Source organism: Streptomyces sp. NPDC102441 (assembly GCF_044765585.1).
Classification (GTDB): domain Bacteria; phylum Actinomycetota; class Actinomycetes; order Streptomycetales; family Streptomycetaceae; genus Streptomyces.
In genome coordinates, this window is record NZ_JBIWKH010000002.1 from 1 (window position 1) to 25238 (window position 25238).

General features: G+C 71.7%; 18 protein-coding genes. 9 read left to right on the plus strand and 9 right to left on the minus strand.

All coding sequences use genetic code 11. The features are described 5' to 3' along the window. Positions 1-239: 239 nt before the first annotated feature. From ACIREO_RS03620 to ACIREO_RS03630, 3 genes are all read right to left on the minus strand, one after another. Positions 240-2177, minus strand: a complete 1938-nt coding sequence (locus tag ACIREO_RS03620) for an N-acetylmuramoyl-L-alanine amidase (protein ID WP_404104497.1) — start codon at positions 2175-2177, stop codon at positions 240-242. Between the two features lie 605 nt (positions 2178-2782). Then, positions 2783-3445: an ABC transporter permease gene (locus ACIREO_RS03625; RefSeq protein ID WP_404104500.1), complete on the minus strand. Its 663-nt coding sequence runs from the start codon at positions 3443-3445 to the stop codon at positions 2783-2785. A 221-nt stretch (positions 3446-3666) separates the two neighbouring features. After that, the gene (locus ACIREO_RS03630) at positions 3667-4713 is read right to left on the minus strand and encodes a medium chain dehydrogenase/reductase family protein (protein WP_404104503.1); all 1047 of its coding nucleotides are present in this window, start codon (positions 4711-4713) and stop codon (positions 3667-3669) included. Positions 4714-4822: 109 nt separating this feature from the next. Here ACIREO_RS03630 and ACIREO_RS03635 point away from each other — a divergent pair, with 109 nt between their 5' ends. Next, on the plus strand, positions 4823-5491 hold the full coding sequence (locus ACIREO_RS03635; protein ID WP_404104506.1) for a TetR/AcrR family transcriptional regulator: 669 nt from the start codon (positions 4823-4825) through the stop codon (positions 5489-5491). A gap of 46 nt (positions 5492-5537) precedes the next feature. On the opposite strand, the gene ACIREO_RS03640 is transcribed toward ACIREO_RS03635, so the two are convergent. Beyond that, positions 5538-7085, minus strand: coding sequence for a PucR family transcriptional regulator ligand-binding domain-containing protein (locus ACIREO_RS03640; RefSeq protein WP_404104509.1), 1548 nt, complete (start codon positions 7083-7085; stop codon positions 5538-5540). Positions 7086-7205: 120 nt separating this feature from the next. Between ACIREO_RS03640 and ACIREO_RS03645 the strand changes: the two genes are divergently transcribed. From ACIREO_RS03645 to ACIREO_RS03675, 7 genes are all read left to right on the plus strand, one after another. After that, entirely contained in the window at positions 7206-8669 is a 1464-nt protein-coding gene (locus tag ACIREO_RS03645; RefSeq protein ID WP_404104511.1) for a sodium:solute symporter, read from the plus strand. Between the two features lie 85 nt (positions 8670-8754). After that, positions 8755-9723, plus strand: a complete 969-nt coding sequence (gene speB / locus ACIREO_RS03650; protein ID WP_401623364.1) for an agmatinase — start codon at positions 8755-8757, stop codon at positions 9721-9723. Further along, positions 9720-11402, plus strand: coding sequence for a thiamine pyrophosphate-binding protein (locus ACIREO_RS03655; RefSeq protein ID WP_404104513.1), 1683 nt, complete (start codon positions 9720-9722; stop codon positions 11400-11402). The genes speB and ACIREO_RS03655 overlap by 4 nt, the downstream gene beginning before the upstream one ends. 214 nt (positions 11403-11616) lie before the next feature. Further along, a complete protein-coding gene (locus ACIREO_RS03660; RefSeq protein ID WP_404104516.1) occupies positions 11617-12492 on the plus strand; it encodes a serine hydrolase in 876 nt (291 codons plus the stop codon). 150 nt (positions 12493-12642) lie between these two features. Beyond that, complete coding sequence (locus ACIREO_RS03665) at positions 12643-16413, plus strand: ABC transporter ATP-binding protein (protein WP_404104519.1); 3771 nt, start codon at positions 12643-12645, stop codon at positions 16411-16413. A gap of 97 nt (positions 16414-16510) precedes the next feature. After that, positions 16511-16966 (plus strand): hypothetical protein, encoded by a 456-nt coding sequence (locus tag ACIREO_RS03670; RefSeq protein WP_404104522.1) that lies wholly within the window; start codon positions 16511-16513, stop codon positions 16964-16966. Between the two features lie 77 nt (positions 16967-17043). Further along, on the plus strand, positions 17044-18516 hold the full coding sequence (locus tag ACIREO_RS03675) for a S28 family serine protease (RefSeq protein ID WP_404104524.1): 1473 nt from the start codon (positions 17044-17046) through the stop codon (positions 18514-18516). A 31-nt stretch (positions 18517-18547) separates the two neighbouring features. Here the strand turns inward: ACIREO_RS03675 and ACIREO_RS03680 are convergent, their stop codons facing one another. The 3 genes from ACIREO_RS03680 to ACIREO_RS03690 all read right to left on the minus strand — a co-directional run bounded on the left by ACIREO_RS03680 (position 18548) and on the right by ACIREO_RS03690 (position 22205). Beyond that, positions 18548-19174 (minus strand): hypothetical protein, encoded by a 627-nt coding sequence (locus tag ACIREO_RS03680; protein WP_404104527.1) that lies wholly within the window; start codon positions 19172-19174, stop codon positions 18548-18550. Between the two features lie 99 nt (positions 19175-19273). Beyond that, on the minus strand, positions 19274-21130 hold the full coding sequence (locus ACIREO_RS03685) for a glycoside hydrolase family 3 protein (protein WP_404104529.1): 1857 nt from the start codon (positions 21128-21130) through the stop codon (positions 19274-19276). 166 nt (positions 21131-21296) lie between these two features. Next, entirely contained in the window at positions 21297-22205 is a 909-nt protein-coding gene (locus ACIREO_RS03690) for a LysR family transcriptional regulator (protein ID WP_404104531.1), read from the minus strand. A gap of 99 nt (positions 22206-22304) precedes the next feature. Here ACIREO_RS03690 and ACIREO_RS03695 point away from each other — a divergent pair, with 99 nt between their 5' ends. Continuing rightward, positions 22305-23216, plus strand: coding sequence for an EamA family transporter (locus ACIREO_RS03695; RefSeq protein ID WP_404104533.1), 912 nt, complete (start codon positions 22305-22307; stop codon positions 23214-23216). 1 nt (position 23217) lies between these two features. On the opposite strand, the gene ACIREO_RS03700 is transcribed toward ACIREO_RS03695, so the two are convergent. Further along, positions 23218-24006, minus strand: a complete 789-nt coding sequence (locus ACIREO_RS03700) for a sugar phosphate isomerase/epimerase family protein (RefSeq protein WP_404104535.1) — start codon at positions 24004-24006, stop codon at positions 23218-23220. 60 nt (positions 24007-24066) lie between these two features. Then, positions 24067-25134, minus strand: coding sequence for a LacI family DNA-binding transcriptional regulator (locus tag ACIREO_RS03705; RefSeq protein WP_404104537.1), 1068 nt, complete (start codon positions 25132-25134; stop codon positions 24067-24069). Positions 25135-25238 lie beyond the last annotated feature (104 nt).

Here is a 25238-nt window from a genome sequence, read left to right on the forward strand (position 1 = left end):
CACCCCCCAGGTCATTCGTTCGACAGGGGGACACAGTCATACCGGGCCCGGAGGCCAGCGGCCCCATTGCAGGACCGCGAAAAAGATAACGGGGATGCGGCTGTACCGATGGCCGCCGCCGCGGACGCTGACGCGGCGGCGGCCGTACGCCCGGGTGCGGAGACAGGGGGAGGGGGCCGTTCGGATCCTGGCCGTCTCGGCGGCCCCGAACGACCCCCCTTGCCGGGTGACCGGTCGGCTCAGGCGCCGGACGGACGTTCCGCGGTGGACACCTGGTCGGCGTAGACCAGGACGTTCTTGTGGCTGTACTGGATGGTGTACATCTTCTTCGCGCCGATGACGACCTTGCCGCTGGAGGGCAGGAAGTCATCCGTCGGGGCGGGAGCCGACGCGGCCACGTAGGCCTGCCCGACCGGGACGGAGTACATGCTCAGCGGGGCCTGGGTCGACGGCGAGGAATCGGCGGGGTACTCGTCCGCGTCCGGGTAGTTGGTGCCGTACATCTCCAGTGCCTTGTCACCCGAGGGGGTCACGATGGTGGCGTCGGAGGCGGGGACGGTGTTGGCGCCGTCCGGGTTGTGGAACCACAGCTTGCTGCCGCTGAACCAGATGGCGGTCCAGTCACCCTTGCGGTCGGCGACGACGAACTGCTGGCCGGCCTGGGCGGTGGCCCCCCAGTCGCTGATCCGGTCGGTGCCGGTGCCGTTGTCCGGGTGAATCGTCTGCTCGCCGAACAGTGGTGCGTCGGCCTCGGGTTCGGTGCGCAGCCGGACGAAGTTCGACGCCTGCTTCACGGTGCCGCACTCCTCGGTGGCGCCGCTGCCGTCGTCCTGCGGGCAGACTTCCATGGTCTGCTCGTTGTCGGTGAAGCCCGGCGCGATCGTCACGGCGGAACCGACCTCGCCGACGCCGTGCTTCCCGTCGACCGGGGCGCCGACCAGGTCCATGAAGCGCTGCCAGTCCCAGGACGGTCCCGGATCCCAGTGCTGGTCGTTCACGAACTTGTCAGCGGGAGCCGGCACGTTGTCGTGGCCGACGATGTGCTGCCGGTCCAGCGGGATGTCGTACCGCTCGGCCAGGTACTTCACCAGCTCCGCGCTCGACCGGTACTGCGATTCGGTGTACCACGTGGCACCGTGCGCGGCGTAGCCCTCGTTCTCGATGCCGATCGAGTGCAGGTTGGTGGAGTAGTTGCCGGAGTGGAAGCCCAGGTTCTTGGTGGGCACCATCTGGGTCACCGCGCCGTCCGAGGACCGCACCACATAGTGTGCGGAGGTGCCGCTCGCGGGGTCCTGGAGCGTGGCGATGGCGGACTCGTAGGGCGACTCGGTGTCGTGGATGACGATCCGGTCGATCCGGGCGTCGTTCGCGGGCCGGTTCGAGGCCTGTCCGTTGCCGGCGGCGGCCGGGACGTACGTGCAGTCCAGGGTGGCCGGGCACTCGGTGTCCGGTGTCGCGGCGGCGGACAGCTTGAGCTTGTCCACCTGGGAGGTGACCGGTTCTGCCCCGTTGTCCGCGGCGAGGCGCATCTTCTGTCCGTCGGACGTCTTGCGGGCGACGCCCTTCTTCAGTGTCGCGAACACGCGGTCGGCAAACGCGGTCGCCCCCGGACGCGCCGGGGACCGGCTGTAGCGGGCGACCGCTCCGTACCAGTCGCCGGGGCCGTCGGAGGTCTTGCCGTTCAGCTCCTTCTGGTACGAGGCCAGCAGCGCCGCGCCACCGCGGACGTTCGCCGAGGCGCTGGTACGCAGTTCGTCGGCCGGAAGCCCCGTCAGTCGCGCCGCGGTCTGGAGCGTGTGCTTGGCCTCGCCCTTGGCGAGTTCCTCGGCGTCCGCGCGTCCGGCGGTGCCCGCGGCACCGCCGTCGATCATCTCCGGGGTGACGTCGGTCAGATGCATCGGCCCGTAGCCGCCCGAGGCACTGTGCTGCCCCTGGTGGGTGTCCCAGGCCGACTGCTGGTAGGCGACCGCCATCAGCACCTCCTGGGGCACGTCGTACTCGGCGGCCGCGGCCTCGAAGTCCCGCTGCAGTGAGGTGTCCGCGGGGGCGTCACTCTGCGTCGCCTGGGCCACCACCGGTATGACGATGGCTCCGGCCACCACCACGGCCGCGGCGGCGATCGCGACGGGGCGCTGCCGCAGCGCCCGCTTCCGGTGCGTTTGGGTGTCTCTTGTCATCAGCTTCCAACTATGTGTGGGAGGAATTACTCGGCCGTACGCACGGCGCTGCCGGCCCGGTCTCAAGCCCCGTGGTCAGCAGGCGCCATGACGGTCGATCATATGTTTTCATATGTATCTCTCACGCATGTTGGCGAGGTACGCGACGAGCGTCGGCACTGCCCGTGACGTGGCCCGCCCCGGAGACGGTGATGAGACCGTCATCCTTCGCGTGCCGTCCTCCAGGACCGTGGCGTTCCAGTAGTGCGGACCAACGGTGGGGACGGTTCGTCGCCCGTCCCGTCGGGCTGGACGCCGTGGCAGGCGCCGGGAAAAGCCCCGCAACTCCCGGCGCACAGGCCGCTCGGCCGCCGAGATGATCGACTCACGGGTGGCCGCCGCGCGGGCGCTCGCCCCTGACCGGGCGGCGCTCACCACGTGACCGGCCGTGCGTGCATGGGTGCTCCAGGTGCGGGGCCTCCCATAGTGGGGCTCCGCACTTGCCACGCAAAGACCTCCGGTGGCCGAGGGACCTGGTGGTCCGCGTCGGTCTCGGAGGCCTTTGCCGTAGCGGGGTCTTCGGTCACACGCCGCGTCCGGTGGTCCACCGGGCGGAGGTGACGGCGTCACTGGCGGGCGAGTTTGCCGGTGATGGTGAGGCGGGTGACGGGGCGGGTCGTAAGTCGGCGGTGTTCGAGGGCGGTTGCCAGGGCGTAGGCGCCACCGCCGGCGAGGGTGAGGACCCAGTAGAGGCCGGTGCTGCCGGTGAGGAGCGCCGCGGTTGAGGTGAGGGCGAGCCAGGTGCCGAGGCTGTAGTGGAGGAGGTTGCGGCGCTGGGCGCCTTCGGCGATGTAGAGGAGGCCGACGATGAGCCCGGATCCGGTGGGCCAGAGCATGGTCTGCAGGTCGGGGTTGCCCAGGGTGGAGGTCAGGCCGGTGATGGCGAGGAAGAGGGCTACGAAGCCGGTGACCCAGGCGGCGCCGAGGAGTTTGCCGGAGAGAAGCTCGTCGGGGTCGGTGGCGGTGCGCTGGGCACGTGTGGCGGCGAGGGTGGCCTGGACGGTGCCGATGGCGAGCCCGGCGCCGAGGAGGGTCATGGGCAGCCAGCCGGGCAGGCCGAGCAGCGGGGCGTCGCCTGCGGAGACGGCGGCGGCGCCGTGGCCGAGCAGGTAGGCGAGGCCGAAGCTGATGTAGGTCGGGCGGTTGTCGACCTCGCCCGGGGCGTGGGCCGGTGTGACGGTGGTGGCCGGCGTGGTGGTGACCGGGGCGAGGGGGGCGGCGACAGACATGGCGGGGACCTCCGGGTATGGGCTGCATCAGCCCTTGATGCGTAACTTTGGCAGCGTTAACTTACAGCTGTAACTATAAGACAGGGGTGAGCGAGGGATCTCGACCGGACCGGTGACGCGGGACGGTGGAGGCGCGGTGTGAGGTGCGGGCTTCGCGTTCGCGGCGGTCACGGTGGCGCGCTCCGGGGCGGTGTCGCTCTCCGGGTGTCAGTCTCCGGGCGTCACTCTCCGGGGACGATGACGACCTTGCCGGTGACGGTGCGGGACTCCGCCAGTGCCAGCGCCGAGGCGGCTTCGGTCAGCGGGATCCGGGCGGCGATCTGCGGGACGACGGTGCCGTCGGCCACCAGCTCCAGGACCTGGGCGAGGTCCTCGTTCATCCGGCGCTGCCAGGACGCGCGGCAGCGGCGCTTGCCGGCCCACAGGTTGTAGAAGTGGGCGCTCTTGCCGTTGGGCAGGTTGTTCCACGCCGCGAGCTGCCCGAAGAGCTTCAGCACCGGCAGCTGCGAGTTGCCCTTGTCGCCCTTCGACGCCGCGGTGCCGTAGGAGACCAGTGTGCCGCCCTTGCGCAGCAGTCGCCACGACTGCTCGACCCCGGCTCCGCCGACATGGTCGAAGACCGCGTCCACGCCGTCGGGCGCCAGCTCCCGGATCCGGGCGTACATGTCCGGGTCGCGGTAGTCGACCGGTGTCGCACCCAGCTCACGTACCGACGCGTGGTGGCGCTCCGACGCCGTACCGATCACCTTCAGTCCGGCGTGCCGGGCCAGCTGCACGAGCGTGGAGCCGACACCGCCGTTCGCGCCCAGCACCACGATCGTCCCGCCGGCGCGGACCTTGGCAGTCCGGTGCAGCATCTGCCAGGCGGTGACCCCGTTGACGACCACGGTCTCCGCGGCCGCCGCGTCCACGCCGTCCGGCACCGGCATCAGGTCCACGGCGTCGATCAGCAGATGGCTGGCCCACGCGCCGGTCTTGGTGATCGCGGCGAACCGGCGGCCGACCAGTTCGGTGTCCACGCCGGGCCCGGCGTCGGTGACCGTACCCACCAGGTCGTAGCCGAGCACGAAGGGGAACGGCGGCTGGTCGAAGTACGTGCCCAGGCGCATCTGCTGCTCGGCGAACGAGACGCCCGTCGCGTCCATCCGCAGGACGACCTGACCCTTCTCCGGCGCCGCGAGCTCACGGGTCCGGGCCTCCAGGCCCGCCGGCTCGACCTCCCCGGGCAGCACGATCTCGGTGGCAGTGACGGTGGCGGTGCTGATCATGGTGGACTCCTTGTGGCTTCGTTCGTTTGCTTACGGGTGTAACACTACACACGTTAGGTCCGGCCGCCAAGGGGGGATGTCAATAAACTTCGCGGTGTAAGTTGACGGGATGGAACACAACGGAACGGCGGATGTGGCGGAGTCACCCACACCGAAGCGGGCCCGCGCACGCAATCGGCGCGGCGAGGGCGGCCGTCTGCGTGAGGACATCGTCACGGCGGCGATGGAACTGCTCGACGAGACGGGTGACGAACGCGCCATCACCCTCCGGTCGGTCGCCCGCCGGGTCGGGATCGCCGCCCCCTCGATCTACCCGCACTTCTCCGACCAGCCGGCCATCATGCTCGCCGTCGTCCGCCAGGAGTTCGCGGGACTCGGCAACAGCCTCCGCGCAGCCGTGGCGGAGGCCGGCGACGACCCACGGCGCCGGCTGTACGCCGTCTGCCACGCCTACCTCGAATACGCCCGGCTCCATCCCGAGCGCTACCGCACGATGTTCGGCGGGCTGTGGATCCCGGACCTGGCCGGAAGTTCCCTGACCGAACAGGACCTGGCCACGCTCGGCGCGGAGAGCATGCAGATCCTCATAGACGCCCTCGCCGACTGCGCCAGAACGGGAAGCGTCACCAGCACCGACGTGTCCGCCGACGCGGTCGCCCTCTGGGTGGGCCTGCACGGACTGGCCCACCAGCGCGCCGTCAGCCCCTCGTTCCCCTGGCCCGAGGGCATCGCCGACCGCGTGATCACGGCACTGGCCCACGTGGACGAGGGGCGGTAGCTCCGGTCATCGGGAAGTTACGGACGTCCGAACCGGGCATATGGGGCTACTTTCTGTCCGCAACTTCCCAGTGACCCGCGCCGTCGGACCGCAGCGCGAACCACAGCTCCGTCCGTACGTCCATGTCGTCCAGGTCCATGTCCAGCAGCGCCGCGCACCGCGCGACGCGCTGGCGGACCGTGTTGCGGTGGACCTTGAGGGCCACCGCCGTGCGGTCCCAGCTGCCGTGCAGGCTCAGCCAGCAGCGCAGCGTCTCGGCCAGGGGCCGGGTGAGCGGGGCCAGCAGCGTGCGGGCGTGGGCCTCGGCGCGGTCGGGCGGGACGAGGGCGGCCAGGCCTCCGGTGCCCGGGCGGTGCGTGGTCAGCGCGGTGCGGGTCGCCTCCGCGTGGCCCAGGGCGCGGGATGCCTGGGTGTCGGCGTCGGGCAGCGCGGAGACCGGGGTGGGTCCGGAGACGCCGAGGGTCCAGCCGGGCTGTGGGGTCACCGCCTCGTGGCGGCCGGGGAGCAGGACCCGTACCGTCTCGCGGTCCACGTCCGAGAGGGCGGAGCCCAGCGCGGCGCCGAGGGCCCCGGCGTTCAGGGCGCCCGCCGGGGTGCCGTCGGCGCGGCGGGCGTGGACCACCGTCCAGGAGTCGCCGTCGCCCAGCAGCGGCGCCACGTCCTGCGGGGCCGCGCCCAGCAGCAGCCGCACGAGCGCCGCCGAACGGCCCGCGGCGTCGGCGCCCTGGTGTGGGGCGGTGAGCAGGGAGAGCAGCACGACGGCGATGCCCGCCACGGTGTGGTCGCCGAAATCGCGCCGTGGTGTTGCCAGGGCGAGGGCCAGTCCCTGCCCGCCGGCGAGCGCGTACGCGAAGAGGTGGGTGCCGTCGCGGGTGTCGGTCGCCGATGACGGGCTCGGCTTCCGGCCGGGGGAGGTGGTGGGCGGCCCGGCGCCAGGCGCGGCGCCCGGGACAGCGCCCGTGCCGGAGGAGGGCGCGGGCGCCACCACCCGGGCCAGCCGGGCCAGTGCCGTCTGCACATCCGGTGCCGGGCGCCCGCCCGCCGCGTGCAGCACGTCACCATCCGCCGTGAGGAGCGCGACGCGGCCCTCCAGCTGCACGGCGAGCTGGCGCAGCACCGAGGGCACCGGGTCCGGCCGGGCCGCCGCCGTCGCCAGGGCCTGCTGGGCCCGGGTCACCCGGCGCAGCTCGCGGTGCCGGGCCTCCGCCATGAGCCGCCACACGGCCTGGGCGATCGTCGTGAAGCGGGTCTCCGGGGGCACCTCCAGCAGGGGCAGCCCATGCCGGTCGCACGCCTCCACCAGGGCGGCCGGCACCGTGTCGTGCACCGGTGCCACCCCGAAGCCGAGAGCCGCCGCCCCCGCCTGGACGAGCCGGGCCACATAGGTGTCCGCCTCAGTGAGCTGCACGCCGGCGGTCAGCAGCAGCTCACCGCCGAGCAGATATGGATACGGGTCGGCCATCTCCGAGGTGTGCACCCACAGCAGATCCGCGTGGTCCGGACCGGCGATCCGGCGCAGCCCGAGTTCCTCCCGGCCCAGCAGTTCGGACAGGGACACGGGAGGGGCGGGAGGCGCGGCGGGGGAGTCCGGCATGGATGGTCCATCCATTCGGCTGGGTGAGGATGGAGGAAACGTACACTTCAGCGTCGGCTTCCGGCCACCTACCGTCTTCATCACCACACCCCCGAGCGGAACCGAGACGGAGGAAAGCCCATGGCTGTCGACTACGCGGTGATCGTGGTCTACCTGGCCGGCATGCTCGCCATGGGCTGGTGGGGCATGCGCCGCGCCAAGTCCAAGAGCGAGTTCCTGGTCGCCGGCCGGCGCCTCGGCCCCTGGATGTACTCCGGCACCATGGCCGCGATCGTCCTCGGCGGTGCGTCGACGATCGGCGGCGTGGGCCTCGGCTACCAGTACGGGCTCTCCGGCGCCTGGATGGTCTTCACGATCGGCCTCGGGCTGCTCGCCCTCTCCGTCTTCTTCTCCGCCCGCATCGCCCGGCTGAAGGTCTACACCGTCTCCGAGATGCTCGACCTGCGCTACGGCGGCCGGACCGGGGTCATCTCCGGTGTCGTCATGTGGGCGTACACGCTGATGCTCGCGGTCACCTCGACCATCGCCTACGCCACCATCTTCGACGTCCTGTTCGACGTGAACCGGACCGTGGCGATCATCCTGGGCGGCACCATCGTCGTCGCGTACTCGACACTCGGCGGCATGTGGTCGATCACGATCACCGACATGGTGCAGTTCGTCGTCAAGACGATCGGCGTCCTGCTCCTGCTCCTGCCGATCGCCGTCGTCAAGGCCGGCGGCTTCAGCGAGATGAAGGCGAAGCTGCCCACGGAGTACTTCGACCCGCTGGGCATCGGCGGCGAGACGATCTTCACGTACGTCCTGATCTACACCTTCGGCATGCTGATCGGCCAGGACATCTGGCAGCGCGTGTTCACCGCCCGCAGCGACCGCACGGCACGCTGGGGCGGCACCGTCGCCGGTACGTACTGTCTGGTCTACGCCGTCGCCGGTGCCGTCATCGGGACGGCGGCCAAGGTGATGTACCCGAAGCTGCCCAGCGCCGACGCGGCCTTCGCGACGATAGTGAAGGACGAACTGCCGGTCGGCGTACGGGGGCTGGTGCTGGCCGCCGCGCTCGCCGCAGTGATGTCCACCTCCTCCGGTGCCCTGATCGCCTGCGCGACCGTGGCCAACAACGACATCTGGGCGCGGCTGCGGGGCGTGGTCGCCAAGGACGGCGGCGAGGAGCGGGACGAGGTGAGGGGGAACCGGGCCTTCATCCTCATCATGGGCGTCGCCGTCATCGTGATCGCCATCGCGCTCAACAACGTCGTCGAGGCGCTGACCGTCGCCTACAACCTGCTGGTCGGCGGGCTGCTGGTGCCGATCCTCGGAGGCCTGCTCTGGCGCCGGGGCACGGCGGCGGGCGCGCTGGCGGCCGTGGCCGTCGGCGGTGTCGCCGTGATCGGGCTGATGGGCGCCTACGGGATCCTCGCCAACGAGCCGGTCTACTACGGGCTGATCGCCTCACTCGCGGTGTACGTCGTCGTCTCCCTGGCGACGAAGCCGACCGACCCGGCCGTGCTCACCGCCTGGCGCGAGCGGCTGGCGGGGCGGGGGACCGACGACCCCGCGACCCCGGACCCGGTGGCCGTCTGACCAGCCGGTACCGGCTCCCTGAGAGACTCGACAGCGTATGAACGCCCACAAGGCGTGCATGGTTCAACGAAAGGCACCCGCACCCATGAGCAGCAACGAATCGCCGCGCGGCCCCGTCGACTCCTCCCGCGTCCCGCGGTACGCCGGACCCGCGACGTTCGCCCGGCTGCCCCGGCTCGACGAGGTCGGCTCCGCCGATGTCGCCGTCGTCGGCGTCCCCTTCGACAGCGGGGTCTCCTACCGGCCCGGTGCCCGCTTCGGCGGCAACGCGATCCGCGAGGCCTCGCGCCTCCTGCGCCCCTACAACCCGGCGCAGGACGCCTCGCCCTTCGCGCTCGCCCAGGTCGCCGACGCGGGTGACATCGCGGCGAACCCCTTCAACATCAACGAGGCCGTCGAGACCGTCGAGGCCGCCGCCGACGACCTGCTCTCCACCGGTGCCCGGCTGATGACGCTCGGCGGCGACCACACCATCGCGCTGCCCCTGCTGCGTTCCGTCGCCAAGAAGCACGGCCCGGTCGCCCTGCTCCACTTCGACGCCCACCTCGACACCTGGGACACCTACTTCGGCGCCGAGTACACCCATGGCACGCCGTTCCGCCGCGCCGTCGAGGAGGGCATCCTCGACACCGAGGCGCTGTCCCACGTCGGCACGCGCGGACCGCTGTACGGCAAGCAGGACCTCACCGACGACGCCAAGATGGGCTTCGGCATCGTGACCTCCGCCGACGTCATGCGGCGCGGCGTCGACGAGATCGCCGACCAGCTGCGGCAGCGCATCGGTGACAGGCCGCTCTACATCTCCATCGACATCGACGTCCTCGACCCTGCGCACGCCCCCGGCACGGGGACCCCCGAGGCCGGCGGTCTCACCTCGCGCGAGCTCCTGGAGATCCTGCGCGGGCTCTCCTCCTGCCACCTCGTTTCGGCCGACCTCGTCGAGGTCGCCCCGGCGTACGATCACGCGGAGATCACGTCCGTCGCCGCCTCGCACACGGCCTACGAGCTGACGACGATCATGTCCCGCCAGATCGCGGAGGGCCGCACCAAGTGAGTCACGACCACGACGACCGGCCGCAGCTCACCGCCGCGCAGGCCGAGGCCGCCCTGAACCCTCCGTCAGGACGCAACGGCGGGGACCTCGTCGTCGAAACCCTCCAGGGCCTCGGTGCCACCACCGTCTTCGGACTGCCCGGCCAGCACGCGCTCGGCATGTTCGACGCACTGCGCCGCTCCGCGCTCTCGTACGTCGGGCTGCGCGTCGAGAACAACGCGGGGTTCGCCGCCGACGCCTACGGCCGGATCACCGGTGAGGTGGCGCCCCTGCTCCTCTCCACCGGGCCTGGCGCCCTGACCTCGCTGGCCGCGCTCCAGGAGGCGGCAGCGGCGTCCGCGCCCGTGCTGGCGATCTCCAGCCAGATCCCCACCGCGGGACTCGGCGGCGGACGCCACGGCTATCTGCACGAACTCCGCGACCAGAAGGCGTCGTTCCGCGACATCGTGAAGTCCGTGCACACCGTGCGCACGGCGTCACAGATCCCCTCCGCGATCGCCGCCGCCTGGGAGTCCGCGCTGACCGCCCCGCACGGGCCGGTCTGGGTCGAGATCCCGCAGGACGTGCTGCTCGCCGGGACCACCCTGCCCGTGGTCAGCGCGCTCGACGCCACCCCGCGTGAGCTGTACCCGCGACCCGAGCTGACCCTCGCGGCCGCCCACCTGCTGTCGAACGCCGAGCGTCCGGCGATCGTCGCGGGCGGTGGAGTCGTACGCTCCGACGCCTCCGGCAAGCTGCGCGCGCTCGCGGAGAAGATCGACGCCCCGGTCGTCACCACCTTCGGCGGCAAGGGCGCCTTCCCCTGGGAACACCCGCTCTCGCTCAGGTCCTGGCTGGAGGACCGGCACACCACGGACTTCCTGGAGTCCGCGGACGTGCTGCTGGTCGTCGGCTCGGGACTGGGTGAACTCTCATCGAACTACCACACGTTCGCCCCGCGCGGCCGGGTCATCCAGATCGAGGCCGACGCCGGGAAGCTGGAGTCCAACCACCCCGCACTCGGTATCCACTCCGACGCCCGCGAGGCACTTGCCGACCTCCTGGACACGGTGGAGCCCCGCGAGGACGACACCGCGCGGGAGCGCGTCCGGGTCCTGCTGGAGCGGGTCCACGAGCGCATCGCCGCGCAGGACCTCACGCTGGAGCAGCAGGTGCTGGCCTCGGTCCGTGAGGCGCTCCCCGACACCTCGCCCAGCTTCTGGGACATGACGATCCTCGCCTACTGGGCCTGGTCCGCCTTCGACGCCCGGCATCCGAACACGATGCACTCGGCGCAGGGCGCGGGAGGCCTCGGCTACGGCTTCCCCGCCGCGATCGGCGCCGCCGCGGCCGACCCCACGAAGCCGGTGCTCGCGGTCTCCGGTGACGGCGGCGCGATGTACTCGATCGCCGAGCTCGCGACCGTCCGGCAGTACGAACTGCCCGTCACCTGGCTGATCGTCGACGACGGGGGCTACGGCATCCTGCGGGAGTACATGACGGGCGCCTTCGGCGAGGCCACCGCGACCGAGCTCTCCCGCCCGGACTTCGTCGCCCTCGCCGAGTCCTTCGGCGTCCCCGCGGTCCGTACGACGCCGGAGACCCTGGCCGCCGATCTCGGCAAGGCCCTGGCCGCTCCGGGGCCCGCGGTCGTCGTGCTCCCCGCCCTGCTGAAGATGTTCGAGCCGACGCACCTGTGAGCCCGGCCCCCTCCGGGGTCCGGCCCGGACCCGGAGGGGGAGCGGCGTGGCGTCTGTCACCGCGCGCGGCCCGGATGCCTTGCGGCGCGGGGCCGGCGACCGGGACCGCCCACCCGCCTGTGTCCCAGGCCATAGCTCGGATTGTCCGTTTCCGTGCATCATGTCCGGGCGCTCCGCCGGGGCGACCAGCGAGACAGCGCGGAGGACGGACGGCATGGCTCACCAACGGATGTCCGGATACTCCCGGTCCGCTCTCTGCGCCGCGCTGATCGGTGGCGCACTCGCCCCGGCAGCCGTGGCGGCGTCGCCCGCCGCCGCAGCCGCACCCCCCGCGGTCTCCTGCACCTCGGACAAGGCCGGCCTCGCCGCGAAGCTCTCCAAGGACATCACCGCGTCCCTCAAGGGGCACAAGTCCACCACCGCCCTCGCGGTGCAGGACCACCGGACGCGTACGAACTGCACACTGCGGCCCACCCGGCAGGTGGACTCGGCGAGCGTCGTCAAGGTCACGGTCCTCGCCGCACTGCTCTGGGACGCCCAGAAGACGAAGCGGCCGCTCACCCCGCACGAGGGCAAGCTCTCCACCGCCATGATCACCGAGTCGGACAACGACGCGACCACCGAGCTGTGGGACGAGCTCGGCCCCGCGAAGGTCAAGGGATTCCTCAAGGCCGCGGGTATGACCCGCACAGCACCCGACGCCGAGGGCGCCTGGGGGCTCACCCAGATCACCGCCCAGGACGAACAGCGTCTGCTGAATCTGGTGACGGCCAGGAACAAGGTCCTCGACGACCGCTCGCGGACCTTCGTCCTGGACCGGATGCGCAAGGTCGTTCCTGACCAGCGCTGGGGCGTTCCGGCCGGCGCCCCGGGCGACGCGACGGTCCAGCTCAAGAACGGCTGGCTGGAACGGTCCACCCACGGCTGGCGCGTGCACAGTGTCGGCGCGTTCAGCGGCAAGGGGCACGACTACGCGATCACCGTCCTCACGCAGGACAACAAGACGATGGAGGACGGCGTCGACACCATCCAGGCCGTCTCCAAGGCCGTCCACAAGGACATCGGGCCCGCCCGCCCCGCGCACAACTGACCCCGCCGGCCGCCCCCGGTCCTACGACCATCCGCCCCCCGGCTCCGCCCATCGGCCGAGAATTGTTGCGGGAGGATGAAATCCGCAGCTGACCGCGTTGGAGACATGCGGTAGGCCAGGCGGGGCAACGGGGCGACACAGGAGGCACGCGTGGGCGCGGAGAAACAGGGCGCGGAGAAACAAGGCGCGGAGCAGCAGGACGCTCGGACGCCGGGGTGGGGCCGGCGGCTGAGCGGATACGCGTGGCGCTACCGGCGCAACGTCGTGCTCGCGCTGGGCTCGTCGCTGGCGGGCATGGCCGTGATGGCGCTCGTCCCCCTCATCACCAAGGTGATCATCGACGACGTCGTCGGCAGCCACACCCGTTCCCTCGGCGTGTGGACCGGACTGCTCATCGGGGCGGCCGTCCTCGTCTACGTCTCCACCTTCGTCCGCCGCTACTACGGCGGGCGACTCGCCCTGGACGTCCAGCACGACCTGCGGACCGAGATGTACGGCACGCTCACCCGGCTCGACGGGAAGCGGCAGGACGAGCTCTCCACCGGGCAGGTCGTCGGGCGCGCCACCAGCGACCTCCAGCTCATCCAGAGCCTCCTCTTCATGCTCCCGATGACCATCGGGAACATCCTGCTCTTCCTCATCTCCCTGGGGATCATGGCGTGGCTCTCGCTGCCCCTGACCCTCGTCGCCCTCGCCGTCGCCCCCGCGCTGTGGTTCATCGCCCGCCGCTCCAGGACCCGCCTCTTCCCCGCCACGTGGTACGCCCAGAGCCAGGCCGCGGCCGTCGCCGGAGTGGTCGACGGGGCCGTCTCCGGGGTCCGGGTCGTCAAGGGCTTCGGCCAGGAGGAGCAGGAGACCGGCAAGCTCCGCGAGGTCAGCCGCAGGCTCTTCGCGGGCCGGCTGCGCACCGTCCGGCTGAACTCCCGCTACACCCCGGCGCTCCAGGCCGTCCCCGCGCTCGGCCAGGTCGCGATGCTGGCACTCGGCGGCTGGCTCGCAACCCGGGGCGAGATCACGCTCGGTACGTTCGTCGCCTTCTCCACCTACCTCGCCCAGCTCGTCGGCCCGGTCAGGATGCTCGCCATGGTCCTCACCGTCGGCCAGCAGGCCCGAGCAGGCGTGGAGCGCGTCCTGGAGCTGATCGACACCGAGCCGTCCATGGAGGACGGCACCAAGACACTCCCGGCCGATGCCCCCGCGAGCGTCGAGTTCGACGACGTCCGCTTCGGCTACGCCGAGGACCGCCCGGTCCTCGACGGCTTCTCCCTCACCATCGAGCCGGGCGAGACCGTCGCAGTCGTCGGATCCTCCGGCAGCGGCAAGTCCACCGTCTCGCTCCTGCTGCCCCGCTTCTACGACGTGTCGCACGGCGCCGTCCTGGTCGGCGGCCACGACGTCCGTGAGCTGACCCAGGACTCGCTGCGGTCCGCCATCGGACTCGTACCGGAGGACAGCTTCCTCTTCTCCGAGTCCGTCGGTGCCAACATCGCGTACGGGTACCCGGGTGCCACCCAGGAGCAGATCGAACGGGCCGCGAGCGCCGCCCAGGCGCACGGCTTCATCTCCGAGCTGCCCGACGGCTACGACACCAAGGTCGGCGAGCACGGGCTCACCCTCTCCGGCGGCCAGCGGCAGCGCGTCGCACTCGCCCGGGCCATCCTCACCGACCCCCGCCTGCTGCTCCTCGACGACGCCACCTCCGCTGTCGACGCCAGGGTCGAACACGAGATCCACGCGGTCCTGGCGCAGGTCATGGAGGGCCGTACGACCCTGCTGATAGCCCATCGCCGGTCCACGCTCGGCCTCGCCGACCGCATCGCCGTCCTCGACCAGGGACGGCTCGCCGACATCGGCACGCACGCCGAGCTGGAGCGCCGCTCGGCGCTCTACCGGCGGCTGCTCACCGACCCGGACGAGCTGGGCGGCACCTCACCCGGCCACCGGCCGTCGGTCCCCGCCGAGCCTGAGGACGACCGGGCGCTCCTGGAGGAGCTGGACGCGGAGTTCGACGCCGAGCGCGGTCTCACCCCCGGGCTGTGGGTCCGCAAGGAGGAGCAGCGCGACGCGGCGGCTGCCGGCATGCCCGCCACCCCCGAGCTGCTCGCCCAGGTCGAGGCGCTGCCGCCCGCCACCGACGCCCCGGGCATCGACGAGGCGAGCGCGGTGCGCCCGGAGAAGTCGTACGGCCTGCGCAGGCTGCTGCACGGCTTCGGGGCACCGCTGCTGGTGAGCCTCGCGCTGGTCGCCGTCGACGCGGGCATGGGTCTGCTCCTGCCCGTGCTGATCCGGCACGGAATCGACGACGGTGTCACGAAGATGGCGCTCGGCGCGGTCTGGGCGGCAGCCGGATTCGGCCTGCTCGCCGTCCTGGTGCAGTGGGCCGCGCAGATCGGTGAGACCCGGATGACGGGCCGCACCGGCGAACGCGTGCTGTACTCCCTGCGCCTCAAGATCTTCGCCCAGCTCCAGCGGCTCGGCCTCGACTACTACGAGCGCGAGCTGACCGGCCGGATCATGACCCGGATGACGACGGACGTGGACGCGCTGTCGACGTTCCTGCAGACCGGCCTGGTCACCGCCTTCGTCTCCCTGGTCACGTTCTTCGGCATCACGGTCGTGCTTCTCGTCCTCGACGTCCAGCTCGCCCTGGTCGTCTTCGCGACACTGCCGGTGCTGATCGTCGGTACGTTCTTCTTCCGCCGCAAGAGCGTCAAGGCGTACGAGCTCGCCCGTGAGCGCATCGGCGTCGTCAACGCCGACCTCCAGGAGTCCGTCTCCGGGCTGCGGATCGTCCAGGCGTTCCGGCGCGAGGCCGACGGTGCCGAGCGGTTCGCGGCGCGCAGCGACCACTACCGCCAGGCCAGGGTGCGCGGCCAGTGGCTGATCTCCGTCTACTTCCCGTTCGTGCAGCTGCTGGCCTCGGTCGCGGCGGCCGCGGTGCTGATCGTCGGCGCCGGCCGTGTGGACAACGGCACGCTGACCACGGGCGCACTGGTCGCCTACCTGCTCTACATCGACCTGTTCTTCGCGCCCGTGCAGCAGCTGTCCCAGGTCTTCGACGGCTACCAGCAGGCCACCGTGTCCCTCGGCCGGATCCAGGAACTCCTGCGGGAGCCGACCTCCACGGCCGACCACGACGAGCCGGTGGACGTGATGTCGCTGCGCGGCGAGATCGCGTTCGAGGGCGTCTCGTTCGCCTACACCGGCGAGGAGGAGGCCCTCACCGGTATCGATCTGCGGATCCCGGCCGGCCAGACGGTCGCCTTCGTCGGTGAGACGGGAGCGGGCAAGTCCACGCTGGTCAAGCTCGTCGCCCGGTTCTACGATCCGACGAGCGGGCGGGTCACGGCGGACGGCACGGACCTGCGGCAGCTCGACAGGACGGCGTACCGGCACCGGCTCGGAGTCGTGCCGCAGGAGGCGTACCTCTTCGAGGGGACGGTCCGCGACGCCATCGCCTACGGGCTCCCGGAGTCCACCGACGCCCAGGTGGAGTCGGCGGCACGGGCCGTGGGCGCGCACGACATGATCGCCACCCTGGAGGACGGCTATCTGCACGAGGTCGCCGAACGGGGCCGCAATCTCTCGGCCGGCCAGCGCCAGCTGATCGCGCTCGCCCGCGCCGAACTGGTCGACCCCGACATCCTGCTGCTCGACGAGGCGACCGCCTCCCTGGACCTCGCCAGTGAGGCGCAGGTCAACCAGGCCACCGACCGGCTGGCGGGGCGGCGCACCACCCTGGTGGTCGCCCACCGGCTGACGACCGCCGCCCGCGCCGACCGGGTCGTGGTGATGGACCGGGGCAAGGTCGCCGAGGACGGCACGCATACCGAGCTGCTGGCCAGGGAGGGCACGTACGCCCGGCTGTGGCGCACCTTCATAGGGGAGGGCATAGGAGAGGACGCCCCGGCAGGCGTATGACGCCGCTCCGCAACTGAACGCCCGCTTCCCGCGTCGTACACGCATACGTACGCGTGTCTGACGGGGGTCGGTATGTTCGACGTGGTGAATGGGGTGGATGGGTGTGGCGGGACGGCTGAGGCCATCGAGGCGGACGACGGGACCGGCAGGGTGGTCCGGGCGGCCGGCCGTCAGGCGCATGGTGGCGTCGTTCCTCGTCCTGCCCCTGCTCGGAGCCCTGGTGCTGGCGCTCGGCCCCGTCGGATCGTCCCCGGCGCAGGCCGCCGCGTCGCCCTGCGCCGGACGGCTGGTCAAGGAGGTGACGTTCTCCACCGGTTCGCTGCGTGTCCACAAGAGCCGTGCCTACGCGTGCGCCGTCACCGTCGCCAAGAAGCCGGGCGCACGCCGCGCGATGCGGGTGTCGCTGCAACCGCGCGGCGGCCGGGCGGTCGTCGACAGCGGAAAGTTCACCAAGCTGGCCGGCCCGGTCACGGTGCACGCGCTGAACCGCTGTGTCCGCGCCTCTGGTTCCGTCGGGGGATCCTCCGGCTCCACAGGGTGGATCCTGTGCTGACGCGCGAGTGGGTCTGGCGTGGCAGGTGTTACCACCGCTAGGTTCACGGCGACTGTCGTGAATCAAGGGGAGGGTGCATGCGCAAGGCGCTCAGAGGGGTTCTGTCGCTCGCCGTGCTCATAGGCACAGTGAGTGCGACCGGAGCCTCGACCGGTGCGGCCACCGCCGCGGAACCGGTCGCGAAGCAGAGCAGCGGTCACACCAGCAGCAGCGAGGACATCAAGGACCGCATCCTGGCCATCCCGGGAATGAGTCTGATCGAGGAGAAGCCCTACCCCGGTTACCGCTTCTTCGTCCTCAACTACACCCAGCCGGTCGACCACAAGCACCCGTCCAAGGGCACGTTCCAGCAGCGCGTCACCCTGCTGCACAAGGACACGACCCGGCCCACGGTCTTCTTCACCAGCGGCTACAACGTCTCGACCAACCCCAGCCGCAGCGAGCCCACACAGATCGTCGACGGCAACCAGGTCTCCCTGGAGTACCGCTACTTCACCCCGTCCCGCCCCGCACCCGCCGACTGGTCGAAGCTCGACATCTGGCAGGCCGCCAGCGACCAGCACCGGGTCTTCAAGGCGCTGAAGAAGATCTACTCCGAGAACTGGCTCACCACCGGCGGCTCCAAGGGCGGCATGACCGCCACCTACTTCGAGCGCTTCTACCCCAAGGACATGGACGGCGTCGTCGCCTATGTCGCGCCCGACGACGTGAACAACAAGGAGGACTCGGCGTACGACCGGTTCTTCGAGAACGTCGGGACGAAGGAGTGCCGCGACCGCCTGAACGGTGTCCAGCGCGAGGCGCTCGTACGCCGCGAGCCGCTGGAGGAGAAGTTCGAGGCGTACGCCGCCGCGAACGGTCTCACCTTCGACACGGTCGGCACCCTCGACAAGGCGTACGAGGCCACGGTCATGGACTACGTCTGGGCGTACTGGCAGTACAGCCTGCTCGCCGACTGCGACTCCATCCCGGCCGACGCCCCGAACGCCACCGACCAGGAGATCTGGGACTCCGTCGACGGCATCTCGGGCTTCTCCGCCTACGCCGACCAGGGCCTCGAGACATACACGCCGTACTACTACCAGGCGGGCACCCAGCTCGGCTCGCCCGACATCCAGCAGCCCTGGCTCGGGAATCTCAGCCGCTACGGCTACCAGCCGCCGCGCACCTTCGTGCCGCGCTCCATCCCGATGAAGTTCCGGCCCTCGGCCATGCGCGACGTGGACAGCTGGGTCCGGAACAACGCCAGGCACATGCTGTACGTCTACGGCGAGAACGACCCGTGGGGCGCCGAGCCCTTCCGCCTGGGCCACGGTGCACGTGACAGCTACGTCTACACCGTCCCGGGCGGCAACCACGGCTCCAAGGTCGACGGCCTCGTCGACGGCGAGAAGGCGAAGGCCACCGCCGCCATCCTGCGCTGGGCCGGGGTCGCGCCCGCTGCCGTGGAGGCCGACCCGGCCAAGGCGAAGCCCCTCGCGAAGTTCGACGCGCGCCTGGACGTGCGCGACGCCGAACTCCAGCGGGACCGGGGCACGCTGCGGCCGTAGTACGGACAGGGCCTCGTGCGCGCCGGGTCGTTCACACCCGGCGCGCACAGCCCACCGGCAGGTCCCCGCCCAACCGCACATACAGATCCGTGGTGCCGGGGCAGAGCGCGCGCCGCGCCACCGCCGACCCGATCTCGAACTCCGGCGGCCGCTCACCCGATCCGTCGCACGCGGCCTCCCTGACCTCACCCTCGCGGAAGCCGTGGACACAGTCCCCGACGACTGTCAGCGGGCCGCCGCCCTGCCCGGGATCGCCGGGGTGAGGGGACTCCAGGTTGCGCATGCACGCGTACCCGCGGGGCGCGGGGGCGGGCCCGCCCGGCGACGGGGCGGGGCTGCCCGGGGAGATGTGCAGGACGAAGTCCGTCGTGGGCGGGCACTGCGGTCCGTCCGACGCCGCGCCTGTGTGGCGGGCCAGCACCCGCGCCGCGGCCTTCTCGCTGCCGCACCAGACCTCACGGACGGCCTCTCCTCGTGAGCTGCAGTCGGCAGGTCCCAGGAACTCCACCCCGTAACCCGAGGGCGCCGCGCTGTCCTGCGGCACGCCGGCCGGCGTGCCCGACGCGCTGCCCACCGGCTGCCGGCAGGCGCTCAGGGAGAGCACCGCGACGACGGGCAGGACGGCGCGCAACGCCCCCGCGACACGGCTGAATTCCATCGACACCCCCCGGCACGCCCGCAAGAGCGTGCACCCAGCGTGACCCGCCGGGGCGGGGACACGCCAGGTGCTCGGGGTGTTTTTAGCTCTTTGGGGTGGTTACGGCGAGGGCGTGGCGTAGCTCCGGTACGACAGTCCGTAGCCGACGGGGTACAGCGCCTGCGCCGGGGCGTCCGCCCGCTGCACCGGGACCGGGAGCCTGCCCTCGGGCCGGGCCCGGCCCGCGATCACGCGGGCGGCTGCCCGCAGTTCGACGTCCGTCCAGGAGTACGCGGCGAGGCTCGCCGCGTAGCCCGTCCCCGCGAGGTGGGCGATGTCGTACGGATTCCGGATCGCGAGCGTGACCACCGGGACGCCGGTCGCCACGAGGGCGCTGACCAGGGTGCGCTGGGTGCTGGTCGCCGTGACGTTGTAGGTCCCCACGATCACCGCGTCCTTGCCCTCGGCGGCTGCCACCGCCTCGGCGATCACGGCCTGGGAGGGCGCGGTGCCGGTGGACAGTGCCGTCGCCACGTACCCCAGCTCCTCGAAGGCTTCGGCGAGCGTCGTGGTCGGGGGGCCGGTCGTGCCGGAGGGGGAGGCCGGATCGGCGCCGACCACCAGGAGGTTCCTGTGGGACCTGCGGGAGAGGGGCAGCAGCGAACCGGTGTTGGCCAGCAGCGTCGTCGTCCGCTCGGCGATCCGGTCGGCGGCGGCGAGATGCGACGGGACGCCGACCGTGCGGTCGACGCCCCGGTGGGTGACGTAGGGGTCGCGGAAGAGCCCGAGCCGCGTCTTCAGCCGCAGGATGCGCAGAATCGATTCCTCGATGCGGGCCTCGCTGATCTCGCCGCTCTTCACCGCGTTCAGGACCGCGTTCCAGGAGACCTCGAGATCCGGCGGGTTGAGCAGCTGGTCGACGCCGGCCAGCAGCGCGAGTACGGGGACACGCTCGTCGCCGTACTTCGTGCGGACGCCCTCCATCGCCAGTGAGTCGGTGACGACGACACCGTCGTAACCGAGCTCCTCGCGGAGGATGCCGGTGAGGATCGGGCGTGACAGGGTCGCCGGGTCCTCCGCCGGGTCCAGGGCGGGCACCACGATGTGGGCCGTCATGATCGAGTCGATGCCGGCTGCGACGGCCGCCCGGAACGGCGGGGCGTCGAGCTCGGCCCACTGCTCGCGGGTGTGCGTGATGACGGGCAGGCCGGTGTGGCTGTCGGTGCTGGTGTCCCCGTGGCCGGGGAAGTGCTTGGCGGTGGAGGCGACCCCGGCGCCCTGATAGCCCTTCACCTGCGCGGTGACCAGCTCGGCGACCGACTGCGGGTCGGAGCCGAAGGAGCGTACGCCGATGACGGGGTTGGCCGGGTTGACGTTGACGTCCGCGTCCGGCGCGTAGTTCTGGTTGATGCCCAGTGCCGCCAGCTCGGCGCCGGCGATCCGGCCGGCCGCGCGCGCGTCGGAGCGTGAACCGCCGGCGCCCAGCGCCATCGCCCCCGGCAGCAGTGTCGCGGGCTCGCCGACTCGGCACACGATGCCGTGCTCCTGGTCGGTGGAGACGAGGAGCGGCAGGGGAGTGGGTCCGGCGAGCCCGGCGCGCTGGATGCCGTTGGAGAGGTCGGCGATCTGGTGCGGGTCGCGGGTGTTGTGCGCCCAGGCGAAGTAGATGATGCCGCCGACGTGGTACGTGGAGATCAGCTCGGCGGCGTCACGGACCCCGATCTCTTCGAGGTTGGCGTCGATGTCGGCCTGGTCGGGCTCGGTGGCGGAGTGCCCGTACACCCGCATCACGAAGAGCTGGCCGACCTTCTCCTCCAGGCTCATCCGCGCGATGAGCCGCTTGAGGCGGCCGTCCGGTGAGATGCCGGCCGCGGCTGCCTGCGCCGTGCCGGGGAGAGCGGCGGCGCCGGTCGCCGCCGCTGCGGCTGTTGCTGCTGTGGCGGTGAGGAGGGTGCGTCTGGAGGTGCGGTGGTGCACGTGAGCCCCTTCCGGTGCTGAAAGAAACTTCCAAGAAGGTACGGATATATGGAAAGTAACTACCAGTCAAGGGGGCGGCCCGAGAACGGGCGTGACACGCGGGAGGGCGGGTGGCGCCGGGAGGGTGGGCGGCCCGCTCTCCGGGCCGGGCCGGCCGGGCGCCGCGTCAGATGAGGCCCGCCCCGGCGCCGTGGCTCCGCAGCACCGACACGGCCGCGATGATCGCGGGCCGCCGCGCCGCCTCCGTGCGCCACAGTGCGTACAGCCGCCTCACCGGTACGGGGTCCAGTCGCACTGCGACCACGCCCGGCGGCAGTGGCCCCCGCCCCAGCCGCGGGATCATCGCCACCCCGAGCCCGGCCGCGACCAGGGCCAGCTGGGTGTGGTTCTCCTCCGCCCGGTGCCGGATGTCCGGCTCGTATCCCGCCGCCCGCAGTGTCCGTACGAGCCAGTCGTGGCACACCGTGCCGGGCGGCTGGCACACCCACCGCTCCTTGGCCAGCTCCTCCCGTCGCACCGCCTCACGGCCGGCGAGCGGGTGCCCCTCCGGCACCAGCAGATCGCACCGGTCGTCACCGAGCGCCGCCTGCGCCACGCCCTCCGGCGCGGGCAGCGGGCTGATGTCCCAGTCGTGGGCGACGGCGAGATCGATCACGCCCTTCGCGACCAGGTCGACGGAGAGATGCGGATCGACCTCGGTGAGCCGCGCGTCGAGCGCCGGATGCTCCCGTCCCAGCTCCGCCAGGACCCCAGGCAGCAGCCCGCGCGCCGCCGAGGCGAACGCGGCGATGGACAGCCGTCCCGTCGGCTGCCCCCTGCGCTCCTCCAGGGTCGTCTCCGCCGCCTCGACGATCGCCAGCAACTGCTGTGCTGTGGACGCGAGGTGGATCGCCTCCTCAGTCAGCGCCACCCCGCGCCCGCGCCGTTCGAGAAGGGTCGTGCGGGTCTCCCGCTCCAGCTTGGTGATCTGCTGGGAGACCGCCGACGCGGTGTAGCCGAGCGCGGCGGCGGCACCCGCGACGGAACCGTGGACGGAGACGGCGTGCAGAGCGCGCAGCCGGGACAGGTCGAGCACCGGAACCTCCGGACGAGCAGAAATCATTAGCGGTTCTCAATCCAACCATGAAGAAATCCACGCTGGTGCTACATGGTCCCCGCATCGGATGCTCGGTCCATGCGTCCCCTCCACATCGCCCTGGCCGCGCTGGTCGCCGCCGTCTGGGGTGTCAACTTCGTCGTCATCGAGCTGGGTCTCGGCCACTTCCCGCCCCTGCTCTTCTCCGCCCTGCGCTTCCTTGTCGCCGCGCTGCCCGCCGTGTTCCTCGTCGGCAGGCCGACGGTGGCGTGGAAGTTCGTCATCGGCGTGGGCCTCGCCCTGGGGGTGGCCAAGTTCGGGCTGCTCTTCATCGGGATGGACCAGGGGATGCCCGCCGGGCTCTCCTCCCTCGTCCTCCAGGTCCAGGCCGTCTTCACCGCCCTGTTCGCGGCCCTGGTCCTGTCCGAACGGCCCGGCAGAACACGCGTCCTGGGCATGGGCGTCGCGCTCGCGGGCATCGGGGTCGCCGCAGTCGACGAGGGCGCGGACGGACCCGTCATCGCCTTCGGCCTGGTGATCCTGGCGGCGGCCTGCTGGGGTGTCTCCAATGTGATCACCCGCAGGGCGGCTCCACCGGACCCCCTCAACTTCATGGTGTGGGTCTCGACCGTGCCCGTCCTGCCGCTGCTCGGCCTGTCCCTGCTCTTCGAGGGCTGGGACCGTGACGTGGAGGCGCTGGCCGCGCTCGACTGGGGCGGCGCAGGGGCCGTCGTCTTCGGCGCCTGGATCTCCACGGTGTTCGGCTTCGGGGCCTGGGGCTTCCTGCTCCGCCACCACCCGGCCTCGTCCGTGGCCCCGTTCACCCTGCTCGTGCCCGTCTTCGGAATGTCCTCGGCCGCGCTCTTCCTCGGCGAGCCGGTCAGTTCTCTGCGCTGGTGCGCGGCGGCGCTGCTGGTCGGCGGAGTGGCCCTGACCTCCCTGGCCAGGCCCCGCCGCGTCGCCGCTCCACCGCTGTCGGAGGCCGAACAGGCCGAACGGGCGCCGGCCTGACCTACTGCTTCGGCGCGCCCAGCCGCAGCACGTGCTCCCGGCCCGCTGCCAGCAGACCCGGCAGATCCGCAGCCCCGGCGTACCACCGCTTCTCGTACTCCCAGCAGACCCAGCCGTCCTGATCGAGCTTGTCCAGGCACGCCTTCAGGGGCAGCACCCCCGCACCGAGGGCCAGCGGCGTGGTGTCCTCGGCGGAGGCGATGTCCTTCACCTGTACGTATCCCAGGTGCGGGGCGAGCACCGCGTGACTGGCCGCGGGCTCCTCGCCGGCCAGCCAGGTGTGCATGACGTCCCAGATCGCGCCGATCTGCTTGTGCCCGACGGTCCCGGCCACGCGGGCCACGTCGGCTCCGGCGCGGTGCGAGTCGTGGGTCTCCAGGAGGATCCTCACCCCCTGGTCGGCGGCGTGCGGGGCGGCGGCCCCCAGCCGTCGTGCGGCGGTCGCGTCGGCGTCCGCCGGATCCTGGTCCCCGCCGCCGGGGAACACCCGGACGTACGCCGCGCCCAGGTCGTGCGCCAGCTCCACCAGCGCGGCGAGCTCGGCGAGTACCGGCTCGTCGTCGCCCTCGGCGGCGACCCTCGCATACCCGGCGACGGTCAGGATCTCCACGCCGCCCCGCTTGAACTCGTCGGCGACGGCGGCTCGTTCGGACGGGGTGAGGCCGGGGTGGACCGGCTCCTCGGGGTGGGCGCGCAGCTCCACACCCTGGTAGCCGGCCCCGGCGGCGAGCCGCACCACGTCCGCCACGGGCATCCCCGGAACGCCGAGGGTCGAGAAAGCGAGCTTCAAGATGTCTGTCCTTTCATCGGTGCGGTCCTGACTCGTACCCGTGTTCGCGGGGGAGATTCCTCATCCCACCCGGGGCGGCGCCGTCGATCCCCGTTCCATGAGCTCCGCGGCGATCGTCGCCGTACCTCCCGGCGGGGGTGTCTCCTTGCCCATCGCCAGCCGGCCGGCCCGCGCCCCCGCCTCGAACAGGGGCAGCCGTACGGTCGTCAGGGCGGGTACGGCGTCCACCGAGAACGGCAGATCGTCGAAGCCGGCCACGGAGACGTCCTCGGGAATGCGGAGCCCGCGGTCCCGGACCGCCGCACAGGCACCGAGTGCCACGGTGTCGTTGGCGGCGACGACGGCCGTCACCTCGGGTTCGCGGCGCAGGAGTTCGAGCGTGGCGTCATAGCCTGAGGTCCGGTCGTACGGGCCGTGCACGGTGACGTTCTCCTCGTCCCCGTAGAGTCCCGCCGCCTTCATGGCCTCGCGGTGGCCCTCAAGGCGGTGCCGGGTCGTGGTGCGTTCCAGGGGCCCGGCGACGTAGCCGATCCGGCGGTGTCCCAGGGCGATCAGATGCTCGGTGAGGCGCCTGGCGCCGCCCCGGTTGTCGAAGGTCAGTGCGGCGACCACCGCGTCGGTGCCCGGCAGCGGAGGGCGTCCGCAGAACACGATCCGGGTGCCGGCGTCCGCGAGCCTGGCCAGCTTCACCGCCATCGAGGCCTGGTGGGCGGGGTCCTCCAGCGCGCCGCCGGTCAGGACGACGGCCGCGGCACGCTGGCGCTGCAACAGGGTGAGGTAGGTGAGTTCGCGGCCGGGGGAGCCACCCGTGTTGCAGACGACGGCGAGCTTCTCGCCGCCCGCGCGGCCGGATCCGTCGCCGGGCCCGCCGATCTCGCTCTGCGCCGCTCCGGCCATGATGCCGAAGAACGGGTCGGCGATGTCGTTGACCAGGATGCCCACCAGGTCGGACGTGGCGGCGGCGAGCGAGCTGGCCGGGCCGTTCAGTACGTAGTCCAGATCGTCCACCGCACGCAGGACCCGCTCCCGGGTGGACGAGGCCACCGGGTAGTTGCCGTTCAGGACACGGGACACGGTGGCCGGGGACACCCGGGCGCGGGCCGCAACGTCCGCCAGGGTGACTGTCATCGCTCTCCTCCGAGGAGTTGTGGAGCGGCCCCCCTTGTCCGGGCCACTGTCGGCAGGCTAGCGTCATACCGTATAGAAAGCGCTTGCTACGGCTGTATGGAGGA